We start from the raw sequence: 21,527 nt of genomic DNA, 5'->3' as shown, positions 1-21,527 counted from the left end.
CTATGGCCGAGGCGCTGTACCGCAAGTACCGACCGCAGATCTTCGAGGACGTGGTCGGGCAGGAGCACATTGAGCGTACGATCAAGAACGCCATTGCCCAAGACAAGGTGAGCCACGCCTACCTGTTCACCGGTCCGCGCGGCACGGGTAAGACCACCACGGCCCGCCTTTTGGCCAAGGCGCTGCTGTGCGAGCACGGGCCGACGGCCGAGCCGGACGGCACCTGCGACGATTGCGAGATGATTGCCGCCGGCGAGCATCCCGACGTGTACGAGCTGGACGCCGCCAGCCGCACGGGCGTGGAGAACGTGCGCGAGGAGATTATCGGGCGCGTGCAGTTCGCCCCCACGCGCGGGCGGTACAAGGTGTACATCATCGACGAGGTGCACATGCTCTCGACGGCGGCCTTCAACGCGCTGCTGAAGACCTTGGAAGAGCCGCCGAGCCATGTGGTGTTCATCCTGGCCACCACCGATCCGCAGAAGGTGCCCGAGACCATTCACTCGCGCTGCCAGCGCTTCGATTTCCGGCGCATTTCCACCGAGGCCATGGTGTCGCGCCTCGGCGCCATCTGCACGGCGGAGGATGTGGAGTTCGAGGGCGAGGCCCTGGAGCTCATCGCCCACCGGGCCGAGGGCGGCATGCGCAACGCCCTGACCTCCCTGGAGCAGCTGATCGCCTTCGGCGACGGGGCGGTGACCATGGAAGTGGCCGAGCGCATGCTCGGGTCGGTGGACCACGCAGACCTGGCCGAGATCGTGAGGGCCGTGGGCACCCGGGATGCGGCGGCCTGCTTCCAGTGGGTGGCCGAGTACATGGAAACCGGTGCCGACCTGGCCCAGTTCGTGGGTGACCTGGCGGCCCACGTGCGCAACATGTACGTGATGGCCGTGGCCGGCGACAACGTGGTGCTGGAAGTGAGCGAGAGCACGCGGCGGGAACTGGCCGAGGAGCTGCCGCTGTTCGGCGTCGATCGCCTGGCGCGCCTGCTGGCGGTGCTGGGGGACGTGTCGGCGGAGCTGAAGACCTCCACGAACCCGCGACTGTCCTTCGAGATCGCCCTGACCCGCATGGTGCGGCCCGAGGCGGATATGACCCTGGCGGCCCTGGCGGAGCGGGTGGAATCCCTCGAGCGCCAGCTGGCCGGTGCGGCCGTGGTGACGGCAGCTCCCGCAATCGGCGGCGCTTCGGTGCCGGCTGCGGTGGCGGTTGCGCCTGAGCCTGCGGCGGCGGTTACGTCTGAGCCTGCGGCTGTCGTGGTGCCGGCGTGTGCTGCCGCTCCGTCGGCCGCCGCGCCGAGCGCTCCGGCCGTGCCGGCGTCCGAGGGCCCAGCGGACGCATCGGCGGCTCCGCTGGGGACCGCGATGGCTCCAAAGGCCGCTGCGCCGGCTTCCGCCCCGACGGCAGCCCCGACTCCCGCAGCGACGACTGCGTCCAGCGAGAGCACCCCGGCTGTGCGCACTGCGGCGAATCCCGCTCCGGCGGCTGCGGTCCCCGCGGCGGCTTCGAGCCCGGCGGCTGCGCCGGCTGCGGGCGGCAACCTGTCCCCCGAGATGGCGGCGACGTTGGCCAACGCGGCAGCGCTCCAGCGCCTGTGGGCCGGGGTGCTCGCGTCCCTCAAGAAGTCGAAGGCCGCCTACGGCGTCCTGTTCATGAACACCAAGGCCGTCTTCGATGGCTCGTCCCTCATCGTAGAGTTCCCGGCGGAGAACGATTTCGCGTTCCGCGCCGTGCAGAAGCCCGATGTGCAGCAGGAGCTGGGGGCGGCCCTGCGCCACGAGGCCCGCTGCGACGTGCCCTTTGCCCTGCGCAAGGCTGGCGGCACCGCGGCTCCGGCGGCCGCCTCGGCTCCCGCGGCCGGCGGCATCGCGACGCCGAACCCCGTGGCTGCTGCGGCGGCACGGGCGGCGGCGAGCATCCCGGCGGCTGGCGCGGCCGTCCCGGTCGCTGCCCCGGTGATTGCCGGGCCGGCTGCTGGACCGAGCGCCGCCTCGGCTCCCGCCCCGGGCGCTGGGTCGGCGCCGTCTCCGGCCGCTCCGGCTCCGAGCGCCGCCCCGGTGCCCGCTCCCGATGATGATCGGCCCCCTTACGACGACTACGTGCCCTATGACGACGGGGACGCCCCTCTGGGCGAGGTGCCGCCCTGGGAGAGCGCTCCGGCGCGGCCCGCGGCCTCGGCGCCCCAGCCCGCCGCCGGGGCCGCGGCGGCGCCCCAGCCGCCAGAGCCCCAGGCCGCGCCGGCCATGGCGCCCTCGACGGGACTGCCGCCCGAGCCCGACACGGTGTCGGGGCCCTCGCCGAACCCCGTTTCCGAGCCCGACGACACCGACCTGAACGCCTCGCTGGCCTTCGGATTCGGTGACGGCGTGACCTTCGAGCCCGTGTCCTAGGGCCCGATGGCCTACAATAGTCCCACTCATTTCCCGAGATACCAAGGAGTGCACCCCATGGATATGAAGAAGATGATGAGGCAGGCCCAGAAGATGCAGCGCGACGCCGCCCTCGCCCAGGAGGAGATCGCCGCCATGACCTTCGAGGCCTCCGCCGGCGGCGGCATGGTGAAGGCCACGGCCACGGGCGATATGACGGTCACCGATATCGTCATCGATCCGGCGGCGGTGGATCCGGAGGATGTGGAGATGCTCCAGGACATGGTGGTGGCCGCGGTGAACGAGGCCCTGCGCTCCGCTTCCGAGGCGGCCAACAGCCGCATGAACGCCATCATGGGCGGCATGAAGATTCCCGGCCTGATGTAATCGGCGCGATCTGAGGCGACATTCGTGCAGGCGGCACCTTCCATACAGAAGCTCCTCGACGAGCTGGAGCGGCTTCCCGGCGTGGGCCCGAAGTCGGCTCAGCGCATGGCCTACTGGATCCTGAACACCGATGCGTCCGAGGCCCTGCGCCTGGCCGATGCCATTCGCGAGGTGAAGGCCGGCGTGCACTTCTGCACGCGCTGCTTCAACTACGCCGAGGGCGACCTGTGCGAGATCTGCGCGAGCCCGAAGCGCGACGGCTCGGTCATCTGCGTGGTGAGCGAGCCGCGCGATATTCCGCCCATCGAGCGCACCGCCGTGTTCAGCGGCGTCTACCACGTGCTCGGCGGCGTGCTGGCCCCCATGGAGGGCATCGGCCCCGATCAGCTGCGCATCGCCGACCTCATGGCCCGTCTGGGCCGCGAGGAGGTGGACGAGGTGCTGCTGGCCATGAACCCCAACATCGAGGGCGAGACCACGGCCGCCTACCTGGCCCGGCTCATCAAGCCTTTGGGCGTGAAGGTGACCCGGCCCGCCAGCGGTCTGCCCGTGGGCGGCGACTTGGAATTCGCCGACGAGGTGACCCTCGGCCGCGCCCTGGAGGGGCGTCTGCCCCTGTAGGGCGCCCAAGCAACCGAAGCCGATAGACCAGCAAGAAGAAGGCCGCTGACCCGGACGGGCAGCGGCCTTCTGCATGAGCGGGGCTCGGGCGATGGGGCAGCGGCGAGGCGGCTGTGGCAGCGACAAGCGCGTGCAGCAGCGGGGGCTGTCCCTCGTCGGGTTAGCGGCAGCAGCTGGGAACCTCGTGCTTCACGCGGTCGTGCTCCTCGGAGCGCTTGGCGTCGTTGAAACGGTCCAGCGTGCCCACCAGGTAGCCGGTGATACGGCGGATGCGGTCGAACTTCACGGGAGCCAGGCCGTAGTGGATGCCCACGTCCTCGCCATCCACATCCAGGGTGAGAGACTCCAGCTGGCCGTGGGGGTACTTCTCATGGGCGCGCTTGATGTAGGCCTGAATCTCCTCATCGGACACGGGGGCGTCGTTGGCCTGAGCATAGTTCACAGACACCTTCACGCCGTCGATCATCTTGTTCTCCATGGCTGTTGCTCCTTGCATCTCGTGGGGTTCCGACTATGCGGACGTTCCCAAGTTCACCATATCTAGTTAGCGAATGGGAATGATACCACAATATGTAGGTGATGGGCGGCATGTTTTCAAGAAGTTGAAAACATGCCGCCCATACGGGGAACTTCGGGGGAATCTGAGTGCAGGCTCCTCAAGGTTTCTGGTGGCCGGAAGCTGTGATTGCCTGTAGCTTTGGTGAGTGAAGAGCGGCTGGACGGCGGGGCCGCGGGGCTGCCTTCGCCATTGGGCCCGCGGTGTGATCGGGGCGCCCCCTGCACGAAAGATCGGAAGCTGTCAGGTAGTCCAGAAAAGACAAAGGGTTCTGTCCCCTCCAAAAACAGAACCCTCATCTATGCGAAGCTGGTGAGCTTCCTCGTAAGTCGCCGACTATTATAGCAACCCCCACAAAAAATGCAAAACAAAAGCTTTCTCTGTTACTTTTCAACCGAGGTAAACTGAAGGGGTCTCGGCGATTAACTGATAGAATGGCTCCCGTTCCCGTATGGAGTCGGGGAGAAACGAGTCACGGGGCTGCTGAGGGAAAGGATTGCCATGGAATGCAACACCGTCACTTTTACGGCGTCGGACGGCATGAAAGTGTCATTCCCCCTTGATTTCCTCATTGAGCGTGGGGCCATCATCGCTGACAAGGTGAATGGCGAGGATATTGCCTCGGTCATGGGCTGCGCCAATCAGCTGTGGATACCGGGTTTTCCGGCCAAGTACTTCGTGCGCGATATCGCTGCCATCGATTTCACCCGGGAAGACGAGCCGCCGGCTCTGCCCGACTTCACCGATGACGGCCACGACTACACGAACCGCCCGAATGTTTCCTGCAAGGCGCCGTTCGTGGGCTCGGTGGGAGAGCCGATGCTCTTCGAGGGATGGGCCGACGATTACGACAAGCGCATCGTCGCTGTGGAGTTTTCTCTGGACGAAGGCGTTTCCTGGACCCGGCACGAGACCGCCGGCACCGATGCGGTGCGCTGGGTGTGGTGGCAGTTCGAGTGGGTGCCGCCGGCGGAGGGCGACTACGCCATGCGGGTGCGCTCGGTGAACGAGGACGGGGACGTTTCGCCGACCCCTACTGTTCATCGGTTTCAGGTGCTCGCGCGGGAGCCGTAGCATTCGCAGCATTTCACGGGACAATCGCAGCGCCCTCCGGCCTGATGGCGGGAGGGCGCTGGGCGTTTAAGGGAGAGAATCGGGGCGGTGCCTACTTCTGGGTGCGGTGGGCGTGCTTGCGGCTGCGGGCGAGCTTGGCGCCGAAAGCGCAGACGTCGGTGGCACCGATGGCGATGAGCAGCATGGAGAAGCCGGCCTTCAGGATCTGCTGGGCTGTGGCTCCCGTGCCGGAAAAGGCCTGGCTGCCGTTCATGCGGTAGCCGTCGAAGAACTCGCTTACCTCGGCGGGCGTGTAGAAAGCGAGCATGCAGAGGCCGAACACGATGACGATGCAACCGACGACGATGCCGCCGATGAGGAATACACGCTCGGGATCGAGGCTGGCGGGCTGCTTTTTGAGGGCCGCGGCCTGGACGGCGGCCTGGGGGTTGTAGGCGCCGGCGTTGCCCGGTTCCGGTTGGTGCGGTGCGGGAGTCGGCTGCTGCGGTGCGCTGGGGGCGCCATAGGTCGCCTGGTAAGCCGCCTGGTGGTCGGCGACGGCCCTGGGAACAACGGGGATGGCGACGGGCTGGTCGGGATAGGACTGGGCAAGATTCTCGCGCTCCATGGCCCGGCCCTCCACGACGTGGCCCGCGTCAGCATCGAGCGCGGGAGCGGCGGCGGGAACAGCGGGGGCCGTGCCCTCCAGGGGCACGGGCTCGTTGGTGACGGCGGGCTCGTCGGGGTTCAGCTCCTGGGATTGCAGGACCTCGCCGAGCATCTCGCTGGTGTCGCCCGCTGCGGCCATCTCGACGCCGTCGATGGTGTCGGGCCCCTCATCGGCGACCGTGACAGTCTCGGTGACGATGACCTCATCGGCCCCGGCGGCGTTCTCGGCTCCTTCGATGGGATAGGTGGGGGCAAGGGAATCGCGCTCGAGCTCGCGGCCCTCAGCGGTGTAGCCGGCATCGCCCGCAGGCGTGCGCGGGGTGGGATCGTTCATGGGAAACTCCTCTCGGAAAGGTGACAGGAAGACAACTGTCAGCATAAGAGCGGGCCGCTCCAGAAGGGGAGCGGCCCGCTCAGCCGTATGGCGACCGTAAGACTCCCGCCACCGTTTCGCAAGAAGCGCTCCAACGGCGGGAATGCCTGCGGCGAATGGCTCTGGTGCGCCCGGGGCCCCAAGGGGCCCCGATCTGGTGCGCCGTCTTCTACTGCGCGGGATCGTCCTTAATGAAGGTGGACACGAAGATGCTGGCCACGCCGCACAAAAGACCGCCGATGACCCAGGCCATCCAGAAGTAGGGGGTGTGCCACTGGGGCACGAGCAGCAGGACCAGGCCTGCGATGGTGGTCAGGATCATGATGATGCCGCACAGACCCCCGGACAGCTGGCTCTTGCGATGACGACGTTCCAGGCGCGCCCGGGCCCGATTGATTTCAGCGTCGGAGGCGTGCGCGATGCCCAGGATCTCGCAGATCTGCTCGTCGGTGTACAGGCCGCGCAGCTGGGCCGCGCTGGTCTCGCGCACGTACTTCCACATATCGCCCTCGGCCAGGGCTTGCTCGCGGGCGTCGTTGTAGTTGGCGACGTTCAGGCGTGCAAGCAGCATGCTCGCCCGCACGATGATCCACACTGCGGCTGCGATGAGGGCGATCATGAAGCCGCTCGCGATGCCTTCGACGAATTCCCCGCGACCATCGGCAAGGGTGGCCCCCACGATGCCGACGAAGATGAGGAAGAGCCCGGCCGAGAGGCCGATCACGAAGGAGCGCTGGGTGGTGCGGCGGTCGTCGGCGGTGTAGAAGTCCTGGATGTAGGGGTGGCTGCGCTGGAACTCCGTATGCTGGAACGAGGCCGTGAGGATGAGGGCGGCGCCGATGCCGATGCCGGCGAACAGAGGAATGAGCCCGAGCTCCTCCAGGCTCGGATCGAAGCGCTCGGCGGCGGTGCCCGTGAAGATGAGCAGCGACACACCGATGAGGATGGCGAAGACGCCCGTGGCGATTTTCGTGGCGAAGGCGCGCATGTGCTCGTCGTAGCCGCACACGTCCTGGGCCGGCCCGCCGGCACTCTCGCGCATAACGGCCGCGGTGGCCTGGGCCAGCGGGGTGGGCGCGGCGGCCGTCAGGTCGCCCTGCACGAGATCGTCCAGAGTACAGTCGAATATCTGGCAGAGCTTCAGCAGCTTGTCCATCTCGGGGTAGGCGCGCTCGGCCTCCCACTTGGTCACGGACTGGCGGCTGACGCCCACCATCATGGCCAGCTGCTCTTGGGTCATGGCGTGGGTGGCGCGCAGATACTGCAGGTTGTCTCGGAAGCTCATAGCGGGTCCTCTCGGGGTGAATATGCGATCGGTCAGGCGGTGTCGACGCATTCCACTCTACGGTAGCCGGCCGGCCGAATCCACCAACCTGCGGCATCATTTTCAAGCGCCCTGCGGTTGCCAACCCCAGGTCAGACCAATGACGGAGCAGCACCGGGAGGGGAGGGGCCCGTTCGCGGACGTCTGAGCGCCCCCTGGAGAACGCGATGGTCGGGCAATAGCTTCCACGCCAGCATCAACGATTTCGGGATAGTACCGAGATGCGTGCGTCATCTTCGCTATTGCCGTGATCGCGTTCGGAAGGGGATCAGCGCGAAGTCGGCTGCGAAGGGGCCCCTCCCCTCCCGGTGCGGACGGCTACCAGCTGAGCAGCTCGTATCCGTCCTCGGTGATGACGATCTGCGCTTCCCACTGGGCTGTGAGCGAGTGGTCGGCCGTGCGCACGGTCCAGCCGTTGGGGTCGGTCATGTCGATCTCCTGGGCGCCGGCATTGATCATGGGCTCGATGGTGAACATCATGCCCGGCACCATGATGGGGCCGGTCCCCGGCTCGGTGACGAAGCTGACGAAGGGGTCCTCGTGGAATTCCAGGCCGATGCCGTGGCCGCCGAACTCGCGCACCACCGTGTAGCCGTGGGCCTTCGCGTACTCGTTCACCGCGGCGCCCACATCGCCCAAATGCCCCCAGGGCTTCACGGCTGCAAGGCCCGCTTCCACGGCCTCCTTCGTGACGCGCACCAGATCGGCTGCTTCGGGGCTCACCTCGCCGATGCAGAACATGCGGGAGGAGTCGGAGAAGTAGCCGTCTAAGATGGTGGAGCAGTCCACGTTCACGATATCGCCCTCGGCGAGGGGCTCGTCGGGGGAGGGGATGCCGTGGCACACCACTTCGTTGACGGACGTGCACACGCTCTTGGGGAAGCCCTCGTAGTTGAGCGGCGCGGGGATGGCGCCGTGCTCGACGGTGTAGTCGTGCACCCACTGGTCGATCTGCTCGGTGGTCACGCCGGGCCCGATGCGCTCGGCCACGTAGTCGAGCACCCCCACGTTCACGGCGGCCGACCGCTTCACGCCCTCGATATCGGCGGCGGTCTTCAGCAGGTCGCGGCTCGGCACGTCCTCGCCGGCCTCAAAGAGCCTTTCCAGGCGCTCGTCGAAATCGAGGTGGCACTTCTTGTACTTCTTGCCGCTGCCGCACCAGCACTCGTCGTTGCGGCCGGGGTTCTGCATTCCGTCGTACATGGGCTTAGGGCTCCTTGCTGTCGTGCTCGTTCAGTGGAAACGTTCAGGGGCCATGGTACTACAACTTAGCCGAGGGGTTTCCGAAACGCGGTGGTAGTCGGGGTCACGTCCGGGTTGGAAAGTGTACCCGCCCGGAGCGCAGCTCTTCGAGGGGCGTGCCGGGGCGATTGCCCCCTGGCCTTTGGAGGCGCCGCCAACGGAACCGCGATCTTCTTGGCGGTTTCTCCCTTTCTTCGCCGCCGCGACCGTGCTACTCTAGGGGCCGTGCGCTCGGCTGGTTGGTCGGGCGTGTCTTGGAGGGGAGAGAAGACGAGGTGACCAGCGTGGCGGCCGTGAGCCCGGGCGTGTACAAGAAGATCCTGCAGGTGCGGTCGGCCTATGGCTTCGACATCGCCTGCCTGCTCATGCGCTTCTTCGGCGCTATGATGAACATCGGCACCGTGACCATGATTACCCTGTCGGGCTACTCGTTTCTCACGGCGGGGCTGTCCTCGTCGCTCATCGCCCTGTCTATCTTCGTGGTGACGCCGCGGGTGTCCAAGCTCATTGACGAGCGGGGCCAATCCGCCGTGGTGCCCAAGGCGGCCCTCATATCCCTCGCCGGTCTCGTCATTCTCGTGGGGAACGTGGCGCTGCACGGTCCAGTGTGGCCCCTGTTCGTGGGCGCTCTCCTCGTGGGATTCTACCCGAGCCCCCAGGCCATGGCCCGCGCCCGCTGGACCTACCTCATCCGCTCGGGGCGCCTGGGGGATGCCGCCCCCGATCTGCGCACGATGTTCTCCTACGAGAGCGTGCTCGACGACATGGCGTTCATCTTCAGCCCCTCCATCTCCATTGCCCTAGCGGCGGCCCTCGTGCCGACGGCGGGCATGATAGCCGGCGGCGTGGCCTTCGCCGTGGGCGTGGTGCTCCTGTGCGCGTCGAAATCCACCGAGCCGGTGCCCGGTTGGTCGGACGCGGGGACGGCAGAAGCCGCCGAGGAGGCCGTGGCCGCGGTGACGGGGGACAGCGCGGAGGCAGCCCGCGGCGGCGTTCCCCGCAAGAGCCTGCTTTCCACCTCGGCGGCGGTACGGGTGCTGTTCGTGCTGTACGCCTTCGCCGGGGCCTTCCTCGGCCTGTTCGACACGGCCACGGTGTCGCTGTCGGAAGACCTGCACAGCCCCGACTTCGCCGGCGCGGTGCTCATGGCCTCCGGGGCCGTGTCCATGGTGGTGGGATTCCTCTTCGGCATGGTGCGCCTGCGGGCGCCGCTGCCCAAGCAGCTCGTGGTGTCCGCTACGCTCATGGGGCTCGCCTTCGGCACCATGTTCCTCATCGATTCGGCCCCGAGCCTCATGGTGGTGGCGCTGTTGGGGGCGGCCACCTACTCGCCCCTGCTCATCATAGCCAATGGCGTATGCGAGCGGGCGGTGCCCGATGCGCGGCTCACCGAGGCCATCACCTGGCTGAATGCCGGCTACACCTGCGGGGCCGCCTTCGGGCCCACCATGGCCGGGGCCCTCATTGACCTGTTCGGCACCATGGCCTCTTTCAAAGTGGGCGCCCTGCTGTGCCTGGGCATGCCCGTCACGGCCATCCTGTGCTACCGCGTGGTGAAGCGCCATACGCTGCCGAGCTTCACCGTGGTGGAGAAGCGCGAGCTGTAGGGCTCGGGGCTCTTCTGAATAATTTCTTCAGGATTGGGGATAAGATGACGATTTCCCTACTGATTTACCGTCAGTAAGCCGGGCCTGTCACAATGATGCCGCAACTGGTCAGCCGTCTGGCGCCGGGGCGCGGACGGCCGTCGGCATTCCCGCGCGAAACGAGCTGACTCGCTGCGCGAGCCATGCGGGCCCTCAAGACCCGCTCGAGAGAAAGGATCCCCCTATGGATCAGACGAACTACACGGTGCCCCCGACGGCGCCGACCCCTGCTCCGGTGTACGCCCAGGGTTGCATCGGAGCCGCTTGGGCCGACATCAAGGCGACTCCGGGCTACATCGGCAAGCTGCTGGTGCTCGGCCTCATCATGTGCGTGCCCATCCTGAACTTCGTGGTGCTGGGCTACCTGCTGCACTGGTCGCGCGAGGTGCCCTTCGGCGGCAAGACCCCCATGCCGGCCAAGTACGTGACCGGCAAGAACTTCGAGTTCGGCTTCTACGCCTTCGTGATCGGCCTGGTCGTGGGGCTCGTCGTCGGCGTGGCCGGCATGATTCTCGGCTTCGTGCCGGTGTTGGGGTGGATCGCCTATATGGCGCTGGCGCTGGCCGGCAGCGTGGCCATCTCCCTCATGGAGATGCGTATGATCATGGGCTACACCCTCGGCGACGGCTTCAACGTGAAGGACATCTGGCAGGTGGCGCGCCGCAACGTGGGGCAGCTGCTGCTGGTGACCTTGGTGCCGGGTATTGTCGCCACCGCCATTGTCAGCGTGGTGGGCGGCATTTTCGTCACCCTCGCGCTGATGCTCGGCCTGGGCGGCGCGATGCCCTCCATCATGGCCTCGTCCTACGCCAGCTCGGTCTCGGCGGCCGACGTGTTCTCCATTGTGGGGCTCATTGCCGGTCCGACGCTCTTCGCGGTGCTGCTCGTCTATGTTGCGGGCATGATCGTGGAGACGGCAGCCAACGCCATCACCGTGCGCGGCCTCGGCCATTGGGTGGCCCGCTACGCGCCGGAGTGGACCGCCCTCGCCATGCCGGCGGCCCCGGTGCAGCCGAACCCCGGCTATCCCCAGAATCCCGGTACGCCCCTTCAGTAGGGAAGGGCGCTGCGCCCCGGCCCCCGGTGGCACTGACGGCGCGGATGCGGCCCTGGGAGGGTGAGAGCGCATGCACTCGCTCAGCACCACCGCTTCAGGGTAACTGCACATATATGAGAACGGACCCGCTGCCAGAGCGGGTCCGTTTTTTTGGAGCGGAAGGGACTCGGGTCCGGTGGGGGACCCGCTGGGAGCGCTCGCCTCTATTCGACGTGGATCTCCAGGGCCTTGATGCCGATGGGAGACCAGCTGGTGGCGAAGGACTCCTCGAGGGGGCCCTGCACATCGGCGCTGCGCCCGACGAGGCCCTGACCGTTGTCGTCGAGGCCGGCCACGGCCACGGCCACATAGGAGAGGCGGTAGGCGGTGCCGTTGATGCTCAGCTCGAGAGGACGGGCGAGCTCCAGAACGAGCTGCACGCGGCCATCGGCATCGGCACTGAGGCTGCCGTTGCTGTGGCCGTTGCTCTGGGCCAGAGCGCTCGAGGAGCCCAGAGCTCGCAGGGTGCCGGACAGCGACACGCTGTCGCCGTAATACACCTCGCCGAGCTTGTCGGGGGCGGTATTGGCCCGCGCGTCCACCGAGGCAGGGTTGTTGCCGGCTGCGGGATCGTTCTCGTCCTTGTCCTTGTCGTCCTCGTTCTCGCTGTCGGCGGGCTGCTCCGTGTCATAGTCGATCTGGCCCGCGTTGTGGACGCTCACGTGCCAGCCCTCGTTGTTGGACCAGGACACGTTCAGCGTGACCACGGATGTGCGCTGCTCGTTGACTGTCTTCCCGTCGACCTGGGTTTGCGCCTGCTTCGAGAGGGTTACGGTGAGCGGGCCTCCGTCGGTGGTGAGGTCGGTGGAGGTCTTCACCACGGAGGCCCCGGCCATGGCCTCGCTGTAGGTGGCGTCGTGGGCGGCCAGGATGGCGCTCAGGTTGTCCATGATGTCGCCGGCGGCCGCGGGGGTGAGGGGCGTGGCCGTCTGCTCGCCGCAGGTGGCTTCCCCGGGGATCCAGGTCTCGCTCGTCTCGGAGTATTCGAAGGGCAGGGTGACGGGCATGGTGATCTCCACGCCCTTGTTCTTGTAGGTGGCCGTGGCGGTGGCGGTGCACTGCACGACGGCCTGGCCGCTCACGCCAAGGTTGACCGGCTCGCCGATGGCGATATCGCTGAACTTCGGGCCGATGAGGGAATCTTGGGATACGTAGGCAAAGCGGGAGATGTCCGGCATCTCCAGGGCCAGCTCGTTGAAGGCGGCCTCGACGCGGTTGTCGGCCAGGACGACGCGCTGGGTCTGCGCTGGCGCTTCCTGGGCGAAGAAGCCGGAGGTGAACAGATAAGCCACGACGCCGGTGGCAACGAGGGCGATAATGGCCAGGGTGATGACCACAGCCAGGGCGCCACCGCCTCGTTTGCCCCCCTGGGCCTTTGCCGCATCCACGGTGCCGTAGGCTACGGCGGGGGATGCCAGGGGTAGGGGCGGCTCGGGTGCGATCGGGATTGCGGGGGCAGGGCTGCTCGCCGTGGCCGCGGAAGCCTCGCCGGCGCTGGGAGCGCTCTGGCTAGCGGCCGGGGCGGTGACCGGCTCGCCGCCGTCGGTAGCTACGGCGGCGGGGGAAGCTGCGGGGACGTTCTCGGAGCGGTCGTCTCCCGGGACTGCCGCGGCATCGCGGCTCACGTCAGCTGAGGCGGCCTCAGGAGCCGATACGGTATCGGTTGCAGCCGCAGTGCCGGCACTCTCGGGTGCGGCTTCCGCAGCGCTCTGGATGAAAGCGGCGGCAGCTTCGCGCGCGGCCTTCTGCGAATCGTGGTCAGTCATGAATCCTCCTGGATGACGGGCCGCAACCCCTCGCGGCCTTATTGACGCATTGTACCCGATGGAGGGGGCGAAAGGCTAGGTTTTGCCGCTTATTCCGCGCCGTTGCGCAGATTATGGGCGATAACGGCGCTGATAATCATGATGAGGCCGTTGAAGAGCAGCGAGGTAGGCATGCCGGCTCCGGTGGCCGAGCAGAGGCCGAGTCCCAACAGCGTGGCCGCAATACCGGCCAGGGCCATGGTGAAGAGCGCGGGCGCGCGGCGCGGGTTGCGGGAGGTCGCACGGCCGAGCAGGCCGGCAGCGAGCGTGATGGCGTTGGCCGCTATGAGGGCGAGCCCCAGCGCAACGGAGCCGAGGGGAAGGACGACCCCGTCGATGCCGCCATCGGCGATGGCCTGGTAGAGCACGACGGCGCCGGTGGCGAGGCCGAACAGGCCGCAGAGGATAAGCAAGTAGGAGAACATGCGGAGATACCAGACGGCGGTATCCTTCGGCTCTGTGGTCACCGGCGGGCTCCCTTCTTTCGGGGGTGGAGGGCGGCCCCGAGCTGTCTGTCCATCGGATCGGCCGAATGTCAAATTGGTGGCATCTTGCGGGCATGTTGTGGGCTTGGGGCCTGAATTCGGGGGTCATGATACCATAGCGCCATGGATTCCGCGCTTCTTCAACAAACCCCCTTGCAGCCCGACCCCGGCATTGGGAGCGGTCGGGCGCGCACGCCTTTGGGCCTGAAGGTGTTCGGCGTGCTGCTGATCGTGGGCGGCCTGGTATCGGCCCCCTCGACGCTTGTGGTGCTCTTCGCCACGGGCAAGGCCCTCGTGGACGGCGGCGGCCTCGATAACTCAGTGCTCACTGTCGTCTTATGGGTGGTGCTCGTGGTCGCCCTGGCCTTCACCGTAGTGGCCGCCGTGGTGCTGGGGGTGGGCCTGCTGCGCGGGCGCCGGCGTCGGGCGCGGCTCATCGCCGAGGCCATGGCCATCGCCCTTGTCGTGGCGTTCGCCTGCGACCTTATGCTGTACGGCGTGAACGAGAGCCTGTGGTTTATCGGGGTCATGGCGCTCATCCTGGTGGCGGCTCATGTGTTCGTGGACCCCTCCCTGTCCGACGAGCGCGAGCTGCAGCGGCGGCTGCGCCTCATGGAGACCCGCGAGGAAATGGAGGAGGGCACCCTCGGCCTGGACAAGTCGGGGGCTGGCTTCATCGAGCTGGATTTCTTCAACCTGTTCTGGATCTTCGTCATTGCCTCCGTGGCCGGTGTGGTGATCGAGTCCATCTACCACGTGCTCGTGGTGGACTTCGGCCACTACGAAGACCGTGCCGGGCTTCTGTGGGGGCCCTTCTCGCCCATCTACGGCTTCGGCGCCCTGCTCATGACCTTGGCCCTGAATCGCTTCCACAACGCCCCCATTCCCGTGGTGTTTCTGGTGAGCGCGCTTATCGGCGGGGCCTTTGAGTACTTCGTCAGCTGGTTCATGGAATACGCCTTCGGGGCGGTGGCCTGGGATTACACCGGTACCTTCCTCAATATCAACGGGCGCACCAACTTCATGTTCATGTGCATGTGGGGCGCGCTCGGCGTGGTGTGGGTGAAGTTGGCCCTGCCGGCCCTGCTGCACACGGTGAACCTCATTCCCTGGCGCTGGCGCTACTCCATCACGGCCGTGTGCGCCGCGCTCATGATCTTCAACGGGGTCATGACCCTGGTGGCCCTCGATTGCTGGTACACCCGCCTGGCCGGGGCGGCGCCGGAGAACGCCCTGGAGGAGTTCTGCGCCGACCACTTCGACAACCAGTGGATGGAGCACCGCTTCGAGTCTATGAGCATCAATCCCGACATTGCCCACCGCTCGTCCTAGGAGCTGACCTGTGATCGACGACCCCTATGCGGTCCTGGGCGTTTCCCGCGACGCCTCGGCCGACGAGATAAAGAAGGCCTATCGCAAGAAGGCGCGGGAGAACCATCCCGATCTGAACCCGGACGATCCGCAGGCCGAGGAGCGCCTGAAGAAGATCAACGAGGCCTACGACCGCATCGTGAATCCGGAGAAGTACGCCCGCGAGGACGCGCGGCGCCGCTACAGCGCCCCCTACAATCCCGGTTATGGCTGGGGCGGCCCGGGAGGCGCGGGCGGCAACCCCTTCGCCGGCGGCGCGGGCGGTGCGGGCACCGGTCCGGGCGGCTACCAGTACCAGTGGGTGGAAGTGGATTGGGACGACATCTTCAACAGCTGGGCCCGGGCGAGCTCCATCCCGCGGCCCGAGGTGTCGGCCTCCGATTCCGCCGAGCTGCGCCAGGCGGTGCTGTTCATCGACGCGGCCAACTACAAGGCGGCCCTCTCGGTGCTGGCGGCCCTGCCCCTGGCCGAGCGCACCGGCCGGTGGTACTACCTGGCGGCCCTGGCGAACTACGGGGCCGGCAACGCCGTGGCGGCGGTGGACCAGATTCGCGCCGCCCGCAAGGCCGATCCCACCAACGGCGACTACCGCCAGGCCGAGGCCGTTATCGGCGCGCGAGCCCGGGCCTATCAGCAGGAAAGCGAGCGACGGGGCTTCTCGGCCGGCTGCGACCCGTCGGCGCTGTGCTGCTGCGCCGTGTGCGGCCCCACCCTCTGCCAGCCGTTTCTGTGCTGCCTGTAGGATGTGGGGGCCGCGGGACGCGCCTGTGCTAAGATAAAGAGCTGACTGAATCTGCGCCGCGCCCTGCGGCGCTTCACCTATGAGGAGGTATCTGTGCCCCAAGTGACCGATTGGGCCGACGTGCAGGTGGTGGGCATTCCGCGGGCGCTGCTGTACTACCGCTTCGGTGCGCTGTGGACGACGTTCTTCGAGGGCATTGGCCGCACCGTGGTGGTGAGCGATGCCACGGACAAGGCCATCGCCGATGAGGGCGAGCATCTGTCGGTGGACGAGTGCTGTCTGGCATCGAAGGTGTTCATCGGGCATGTGGCCAGCCTGGAGGGCCGCTGCGACGCTGTGTTCGTGCCGAGCTATCCCACGGGCGAGCACCGCACCGGCTTCTGCACGAAGTTCCAGTCCGTTACCGATATGGTGCGCAGCACCTTCCGCGACCAGCATCTGCGGGTGATTTCCTGCGAGGTGCGCAATGCGCGGAAGGCGCGCGAGGTGCGCCGGGCCTTCGAGGAGATGGCGGCCCGCATGGGGGTCTCGCCCCGCGACGCCCGTCGCGCCTTCAAGGCGGCCTGGGATGCCCAGGAGGCCCACGATAAGGCTCTCGCCGACGCCCAGGTGCGGCTCATGCGCGTCCTGGACGAGCGCCGCCGCGCCGCGGCCCGGCCCGAAGCCGGCGGCGATGGCGAGGCGCCCCTCGGCATCCTCGTGGTGGCCCATCCCTACATTACCCATGACCCGTACCTGTCGGGGGCGGTGGTGGACGGCCTTGAGGCCATGGGTGCCTGCGTGGTCTACGCCGACGGGGTGGACCACGACAAGGCCTACAAGAAGAGCTTCGAGTTCTCCGATACCATGCCGTGGCTTATCAACCGCGAGCTTATCGGGGCCATCCTCATGTTGGAGGATCATATCGACGGCATCGTGCTCATCAGCGCGTTTCCCTGCGGCCCCGACTCCATGACCGACGACGCCATCATGCGCTGCATCCAGGGCACGCCCATCTTGAACCTGATGATCGATGCCCAGTCGGGCACCGCCGGCGTGGAGACCCGCGTGGAGAGCTTCGTGGACATCCTGCGCTTCCAGCAGAAGGGAGGCTACGTTCATGGCTAGGCCCCAGACGATGATCGAGCAGGTGCGCTCGAAGGTGACGGTGGAGCTGGAGCGGCGCCGGCCGCCCAGTCTGCATGCCGACCGCAAGGCGGCCAAGCGCGCCCGCCACAAGGCCAAGCACCACAAGTACACCAAGGCGGCGTTTTTCCGCTACTGCTACTACGACCCGGCCTTCAAGTTCTTCTGCGAGCAGGTGCTCGATGTGGATTACCTGCCCCTGCCCGAGGCCACCCGCGCCGCCAACGAGGTGGGCGTGCAGAATTCCAGCGACTACGTGTGCACTCCCTTCAAGCATATTCTGGGCGACTTCGCCGAGGCGCTGGATCTGGGGGCCGATATCCTCATCCAGTTCGGCGGCCCGTGCCGGCTGGGCTATTACGGCGAGCTGCAAGATTCCATCCTGCGGGACATGGGCTACGACTTCATTATGCTGAACTTCGCCCATGGCATCGAGAAGGGCTATATCGGCTGGGCCAAGGAAGTGCTGAAGACGGTGAACCCCGATGTGGACATTCCCCACGGCGTGGTGCAGATGAAGGCTTTGGCGCGCATGATCGCCCACCTGGACGGCCTGCGCGACTTCTATCTGGTCAATGCCGGCTTCGAGCGGGAGCGGGGGGCCTTCGAGGCTGCCTGGATGCGCGCCATGGATGCGATGCGGGCCTGCGTAGACGAGCGCGACATCGCCCAGGCCTACCGCGATGCCATGGACGCCATGCGGGCCATTCCCCTGGACAAGCCGGCCGATCCCATCCGCATCGGCATCGTGGGGGAGATGTTCACGGCCATCGACGAGCGCAGCAATTTGGGGCTGGACCACAAGCTGCTGGCCATGGGCGTGGAAGTGCACCGCATGCTGAACTTCACCAACCGCTACCTGCGCTACAACGAGCCGAACCTGCGCGTGGGCGTGCGGGATTACGTCACCTACGATATGGGCCCCACCTCCACCTTAACCGTGGCCGCGGCCAAGAAGTACGCCGCCGAGGGCTTCGACGGCATCATCCACGCGAAGTCGGCGGGCTGCACCCCCGAGATCGACTGCATACCGGTGCTGCAGAAGGTGAGCGAGGACTTCGGTGTGCCCATCCTGTACCTGACCTATGACTCCCAGACCTCGGATACCGGTCTGGACACGCGCCTCGAGGCGTTCTACGACATGCTCGCCATGAAGAAGGAGAAGAGAAAATGACCAAGGCCTACCTGGGTATCGATATCGGATCCATTTCCACCAAGGGCGTCGTGATCGACGAGAACCGCCGCATCATCGCGCGGTCCTACCTGTGGACCGAGGGCAATCCCTCCCAAGCGTCGAAGAACGTGGTGCGCGAGCTGGAGAGCCAGCTGGCCGAGGGCGACGAGCCCGTGGAGATCGTGGGCGCCGGCACGACCGGATCGGCCCGCCGCCTGGTGGGCGCCATGCTGGGGGCCAGCGTCGTCAAGAACGAGATCACGGCCCATGCCGTGGGCACGACGTTTCTGCATCCGGACGTGCGCACCATTCTGGAGATCGGCGGCCAGGACTCGAAGATCATCTGCGTGTCGGACGGCATTGCCGTGGACTACGCCATGAACACCTTGTGCGCCGCGGGCACCGGCTCGTTTCTGTCGAGTCAGGCCCACCGCCTGGGCGTAGAGGTGGAGGAGTTCGGCGAGGTGGCCCTGACCTCGAAGAAGCCGGCGAACATCGCCGCCCGCTGCACCGTGTTCGCCGAGAGCGATCTGGTGCACAAGATTCAGGTGGGCTACGCCCGCGAGGACATTATCGCCGGCCTGTGCAACGCTGTGGCCAGCAACTACCTGAACAATGTGGGCAAGGGCAAGAAGATCGCCGCGCCCGTAGTATTCCAGGGCGGTGTATCGAAGAACGCCGGCGTGGTGCACGCCTTCGAGGAGCAGCTGGGCATGCCCGTGGTGGTAGATCCCGACGGGCACCTCATGGGCGCCTTCGGCGTGGCGCTTCTGGCAGCTGATGCGGGCCCCATCACCGGGGCCGAGGCGGGGCCCTTCGCCGGCGGCGCCTTCGACTTCGAGGCCATGCTGGACTTCGACTTCAAGACGCGGGAGGTGGAGTGCAACAAGTGCGCCAACCACTGCGAGATCATCTGCGTCTACCGCGACAAGGACGTCATCGACAGCTGGGGCAACCGCTGCGACAAGGGAGCGGTGAAGACCATGGCGTAATCGTTCCGCCGGTGCTGACGCCCCGGCGGACGAGCCGACGCTGCGGTTCCGACCGGCACCTGGCCTTGCGCTTCAGAGCTTTCCCTCGCGGCGCAAAGGCCGCTCGGCCGCTCTTCAGCACAATTCCAGGCACCGGTCGAAACCTCGCTGACTTCCTTGGGCGAACCGGGGAGTTGTTGGCTCTATAATTTAAGGCCGCTTGTCGAGTGGCCTCTTTCTTTTGGTCGAAGACAGTTTCCCGCTCGCCGATTGCGGTTATTACATTCCGCGCGCAAAACCTGTAGCATCGGAACATTCGCTTTTTTGACCGCGAGAGTTCTGAGAAAGAGGTAGACGCGTATGGCATTGGGTGTGGGACGAAAAGAATTGGTGATGGTGGGCGTGCTTTTGACGGGCACGCTTCTGGCGGTGCTGAACTTGACCATGTTGTCGCCGGCGTTGCCGGCGATTATGGCCGATCTGCACGTGGATGCCACGACGGCCCAGTGGCTCACCTCGGTGTACGCCCTGGTGGAGGCGGTGATCATTCCGCTGTCGGCCTATTTGGTGGGACGCTTCACCACGCGGCAGCTGTTCATCTCGGCCCTCTCGGTGTTCACCGCGGGCAGCCTGGCGGCGGCGCTGGCCCCGAACTTCTGGGTGCTTTTGCTCGGCCGCATTCTTCAGGCGGCCTGTACGGGCGCGGTCATGCCCATGGTGTTCACGGTGATCCTGCTCGTGTTCCCCCGCGAGAAGCGCGGCACGGCCATGGGCATTATCGGCCTCATCATCGGCTTCGCGCCGGCCGTGGGCCCGTCGCTGTCGGGCCTGCTCGTGGACAGCGTGGGCTGGCGGGCGCTCTTCGCCATCGTAACCGTCCTCGGCGTGGTGGTGGTCGGCCTGTCGGCGCGGCTGCTGCGCAACTACGGCGATTTCGCCCGCACCACCTTCGACAAGCTGTCCGTGGCCCTGTCCACGGTGGGCCTCGTGTGCCTGCTCTACGGGCTGTCCACCTTCGCCTCTACGGACAACATGGCCCTTACCCTGGGCCTCATCGTTGTGGGCATTGTGCTTGTGGCCCTGTACGCGCGCCGCCAGCTGAAGCTGCCCGAGCCCATGCTGAACGTGCGCATCCTGAAGACGCGTCCCTATGCCACGGCCGCTTGCGTCATCATCATCGTGCAGGCGGCGCTGCTGGGCTGCGAGGTCATCACGCCCCTCTATATTCAGGGCACCCTGGGCTTCTCGGCCACCATGTCCGGCGTGGCCATGCTGCCCGGCGCGGTGATCGGCGCCTTCACGGGCCTGGTGTCGGGCCGCCTGTTCGACCGCTTCGGCGTGCGGAAGGTGGCGGTGCCCGGCGTGCTCGTGGCGGTGCTGGGGGCCTCGGGCCTGGCGCGCCTGGGGATCGACGCGAACTTCATCACCGTGGTGCTCACCTACACCACGCTCGTCGTCGGCTTGCAGTTCACCATGACCCCGCTGAACACCTGGGGCGTGAACTCCCTGGACAATCGCATGATCCAGCACGCCCAGGGCCTGTCGAACACCATGAACCAGGTGGCGGGCTCCTTCGGCACGGCGGTGCTCGTGTCGGTGTCGGCTCTGGCGCCGTGGGTGGCGCCGGAGGCCTCGGCCTTCGAGCAGGCCTATATCGGCGAGCACATGGCCTACACGACCACCTTCGCCCTCATGGTCGTGGCGGCTCTCGTCATCATCTGCTTCGTGCGCAATCGCCGCAACGATAAGGCAGCGGCTGCGGCCACGGCGGTCGAGCGCGGCGAGGAGCTGACCGACTACGCCGCTGGCATCTCCGGTGTGGCCGTGGATGCCGCCCGCGATGAGGCCATCGACGAGAATCGCATCTACGTGGCTTCCGACGTGATGAATCGCGAGCCGGTCTGCGTGGGCGACAGCGCTACCATGGAGGAGGTCATCCGCCTCATGGACGCCAACCAGACGAGCGGTCTGCCCGTGGTGAACGACGCCGGCGATCTGGTGGGCTTCGTCTCCGACGGCGACGTGGCCAGCTACCTCGGCAAGACCGAGATCGCCCTTGTGGACTCCACCCTGCGCAACGGCTACCGCTACATCGACGACGAGGCGGCCCTCACGCGCCTCAAGGAGCTCATGGCCCTGAACGTCATGGCCGTGGCCACCCACCGCGTGGTGTCGGTGGAGGCCTCCACGCCCATCGACGAGGTGTGCACCTTGTTCGCCACGAAGCGCATCAAGAAGGTGCCGGTGGTGGAGGGCGGCAAGCTCGTGGGCGCCCTGTCCCGCCGCAACATCATGCGCTCCCTCGTGGAGGCCATCGATATCCTGGAGCGGTAGCGTACTGGCACTTTTGCAAGGGAGGTCATCGAGCTGCCCGCGCCGAAAGGTTGCCCGCGATCTGCGGGGTCTGCTCTTCATTCGTAAAACTCTACGTCTTCAAACGGCCCGCTTCATGCGGGCCGTTTCACGATGCAGCAATGAGCCGTTGTCTACCCCGGCCGCATGGGGGTAATTTCTCCCG

At 66.6% G+C, this 21,527-nt stretch carries 18 protein-coding genes; 12 read left to right on the top strand and 6 right to left on the bottom strand.

The window, feature by feature from the left end; translation table 11 throughout:
* Positions 1–2: 2 nt before the first annotated feature.
* From dnaX to recR, 3 genes are read left to right on the top strand one after another with little or no spacing between them, the layout of a single operon-like run.
* Positions 3–2,390, top strand: a complete 2,388-nt coding sequence (gene dnaX, locus ACTOXK_RS08650) for a DNA polymerase III subunit gamma/tau (RefSeq protein WP_482278057.1) — start codon at positions 3–5, stop codon at positions 2,388–2,390.
* 57 nt (positions 2,391–2,447) lie between these two features.
* A complete protein-coding gene (locus ACTOXK_RS08645; RefSeq protein WP_482278056.1) occupies positions 2,448–2,756 on the top strand; it encodes a YbaB/EbfC family nucleoid-associated protein in 309 nt (102 codons plus the stop codon).
* Positions 2,757–2,780: 24 nt separating this feature from the next.
* Positions 2,781–3,377, top strand: coding sequence for a recombination mediator RecR (gene recR, locus ACTOXK_RS08640; RefSeq protein ID WP_482278055.1), 597 nt, complete (start codon positions 2,781–2,783; stop codon positions 3,375–3,377).
* A gap of 160 nt (positions 3,378–3,537) precedes the next feature.
* Here the strand turns inward: recR and nrdD are convergent, their stop codons facing one another.
* Positions 3,538–3,855 carry an anaerobic ribonucleoside-triphosphate reductase gene (gene nrdD, locus ACTOXK_RS08635; RefSeq protein WP_482278054.1) on the bottom strand — a complete coding sequence of 106 codons (318 nt, stop codon included), beginning with the start codon at positions 3,853–3,855 and terminating at the stop codon, positions 3,538–3,540.
* Between the two features lie 579 nt (positions 3,856–4,434).
* Between nrdD and ACTOXK_RS08630 the strand changes: the two genes are divergently transcribed.
* Positions 4,435–5,007, top strand: a complete 573-nt coding sequence (locus tag ACTOXK_RS08630) for a molybdopterin-binding protein (RefSeq protein ID WP_482278053.1) — start codon at positions 4,435–4,437, stop codon at positions 5,005–5,007.
* A 91-nt stretch (positions 5,008–5,098) separates the two neighbouring features.
* Here ACTOXK_RS08630 and ACTOXK_RS08625 read toward each other — a convergent pair whose 3' ends face one another.
* The 3 genes from ACTOXK_RS08625 to ACTOXK_RS08615 form a co-directional block, all read right to left on the bottom strand.
* A complete protein-coding gene (locus ACTOXK_RS08625) occupies positions 5,099–5,989 on the bottom strand; it encodes a hypothetical protein (protein WP_482278052.1) in 891 nt (296 codons plus the stop codon).
* A gap of 208 nt (positions 5,990–6,197) precedes the next feature.
* On the bottom strand, positions 6,198–7,313 hold the full coding sequence (locus ACTOXK_RS08620; protein WP_482278051.1) for a helix-turn-helix transcriptional regulator: 1,116 nt from the start codon (positions 7,311–7,313) through the stop codon (positions 6,198–6,200).
* A 357-nt stretch (positions 7,314–7,670) separates the two neighbouring features.
* Entirely contained in the window at positions 7,671–8,555 is an 885-nt protein-coding gene (locus tag ACTOXK_RS08615) for a methionyl aminopeptidase (RefSeq protein WP_482278050.1), read from the bottom strand.
* 314 nt (positions 8,556–8,869) lie between these two features.
* On the opposite strand from ACTOXK_RS08615, the gene ACTOXK_RS08610 reads away from it, so the two are divergent.
* Both ACTOXK_RS08610 and ACTOXK_RS08605 read left to right on the top strand, forming a co-directional pair.
* Complete coding sequence (locus ACTOXK_RS08610) at positions 8,870–10,201, top strand: MFS transporter (RefSeq protein ID WP_482278049.1); 1,332 nt, start codon at positions 8,870–8,872, stop codon at positions 10,199–10,201.
* A gap of 223 nt (positions 10,202–10,424) precedes the next feature.
* Positions 10,425–11,297, top strand: coding sequence for a DUF4013 domain-containing protein (locus ACTOXK_RS08605; protein ID WP_482278048.1), 873 nt, complete (start codon positions 10,425–10,427; stop codon positions 11,295–11,297).
* A 203-nt stretch (positions 11,298–11,500) separates the two neighbouring features.
* On the opposite strand, the gene ACTOXK_RS08600 is transcribed toward ACTOXK_RS08605, so the two are convergent.
* Positions 11,501–13,102 (bottom strand): hypothetical protein, encoded by a 1,602-nt coding sequence (locus ACTOXK_RS08600; protein ID WP_482278047.1) that lies wholly within the window; start codon positions 13,100–13,102, stop codon positions 11,501–11,503.
* 89 nt (positions 13,103–13,191) lie between these two features.
* The gene (locus ACTOXK_RS08595) at positions 13,192–13,608 is read right to left on the bottom strand and encodes a hypothetical protein (RefSeq protein ID WP_482278046.1); all 417 of its coding nucleotides are present in this window, start codon (positions 13,606–13,608) and stop codon (positions 13,192–13,194) included.
* 171 nt (positions 13,609–13,779) lie between these two features.
* Between ACTOXK_RS08595 and ACTOXK_RS08590 the strand changes: the two genes are divergently transcribed.
* The 6 genes from ACTOXK_RS08590 (at position 13,780) to ACTOXK_RS08565 (ending at position 21,343) form a co-directional block, all read left to right on the top strand.
* Complete coding sequence (locus ACTOXK_RS08590) at positions 13,780–14,958, top strand: putative ABC transporter permease (RefSeq protein ID WP_482279370.1); 1,179 nt, start codon at positions 13,780–13,782, stop codon at positions 14,956–14,958.
* Between the two features lie 10 nt (positions 14,959–14,968).
* Positions 14,969–15,739, top strand: coding sequence for a DnaJ domain-containing protein (locus tag ACTOXK_RS08585; RefSeq protein ID WP_482278044.1), 771 nt, complete (start codon positions 14,969–14,971; stop codon positions 15,737–15,739).
* 93 nt (positions 15,740–15,832) lie between these two features.
* Entirely contained in the window at positions 15,833–16,846 is a 1,014-nt protein-coding gene (locus ACTOXK_RS08580; RefSeq protein ID WP_482278043.1) for an acyl-CoA dehydratase activase-related protein, read from the top strand.
* Entirely contained in the window at positions 16,839–18,038 is a 1,200-nt protein-coding gene (locus ACTOXK_RS08575; protein WP_482278042.1) for a hypothetical protein, read from the top strand. The genes ACTOXK_RS08580 and ACTOXK_RS08575 overlap by 8 nt, the downstream gene beginning before the upstream one ends.
* Entirely contained in the window at positions 18,035–19,030 is a 996-nt protein-coding gene (locus ACTOXK_RS08570; protein WP_482278041.1) for an acyl-CoA dehydratase activase, read from the top strand. The genes ACTOXK_RS08575 and ACTOXK_RS08570 overlap by 4 nt, the downstream gene beginning before the upstream one ends.
* Before the next feature lie 339 nt (positions 19,031–19,369).
* Entirely contained in the window at positions 19,370–21,343 is a 1,974-nt protein-coding gene (locus ACTOXK_RS08565) for an MDR family MFS transporter (RefSeq protein WP_482279458.1), read from the top strand.
* Positions 21,344–21,527 lie beyond the last annotated feature (184 nt).

This window comes from Adlercreutzia sp. (genome assembly GCF_056795635.1).
Note: the sequence above shows the minus strand (reverse complement) of the source record. Positions and strands in the feature narration are given on the sequence as shown.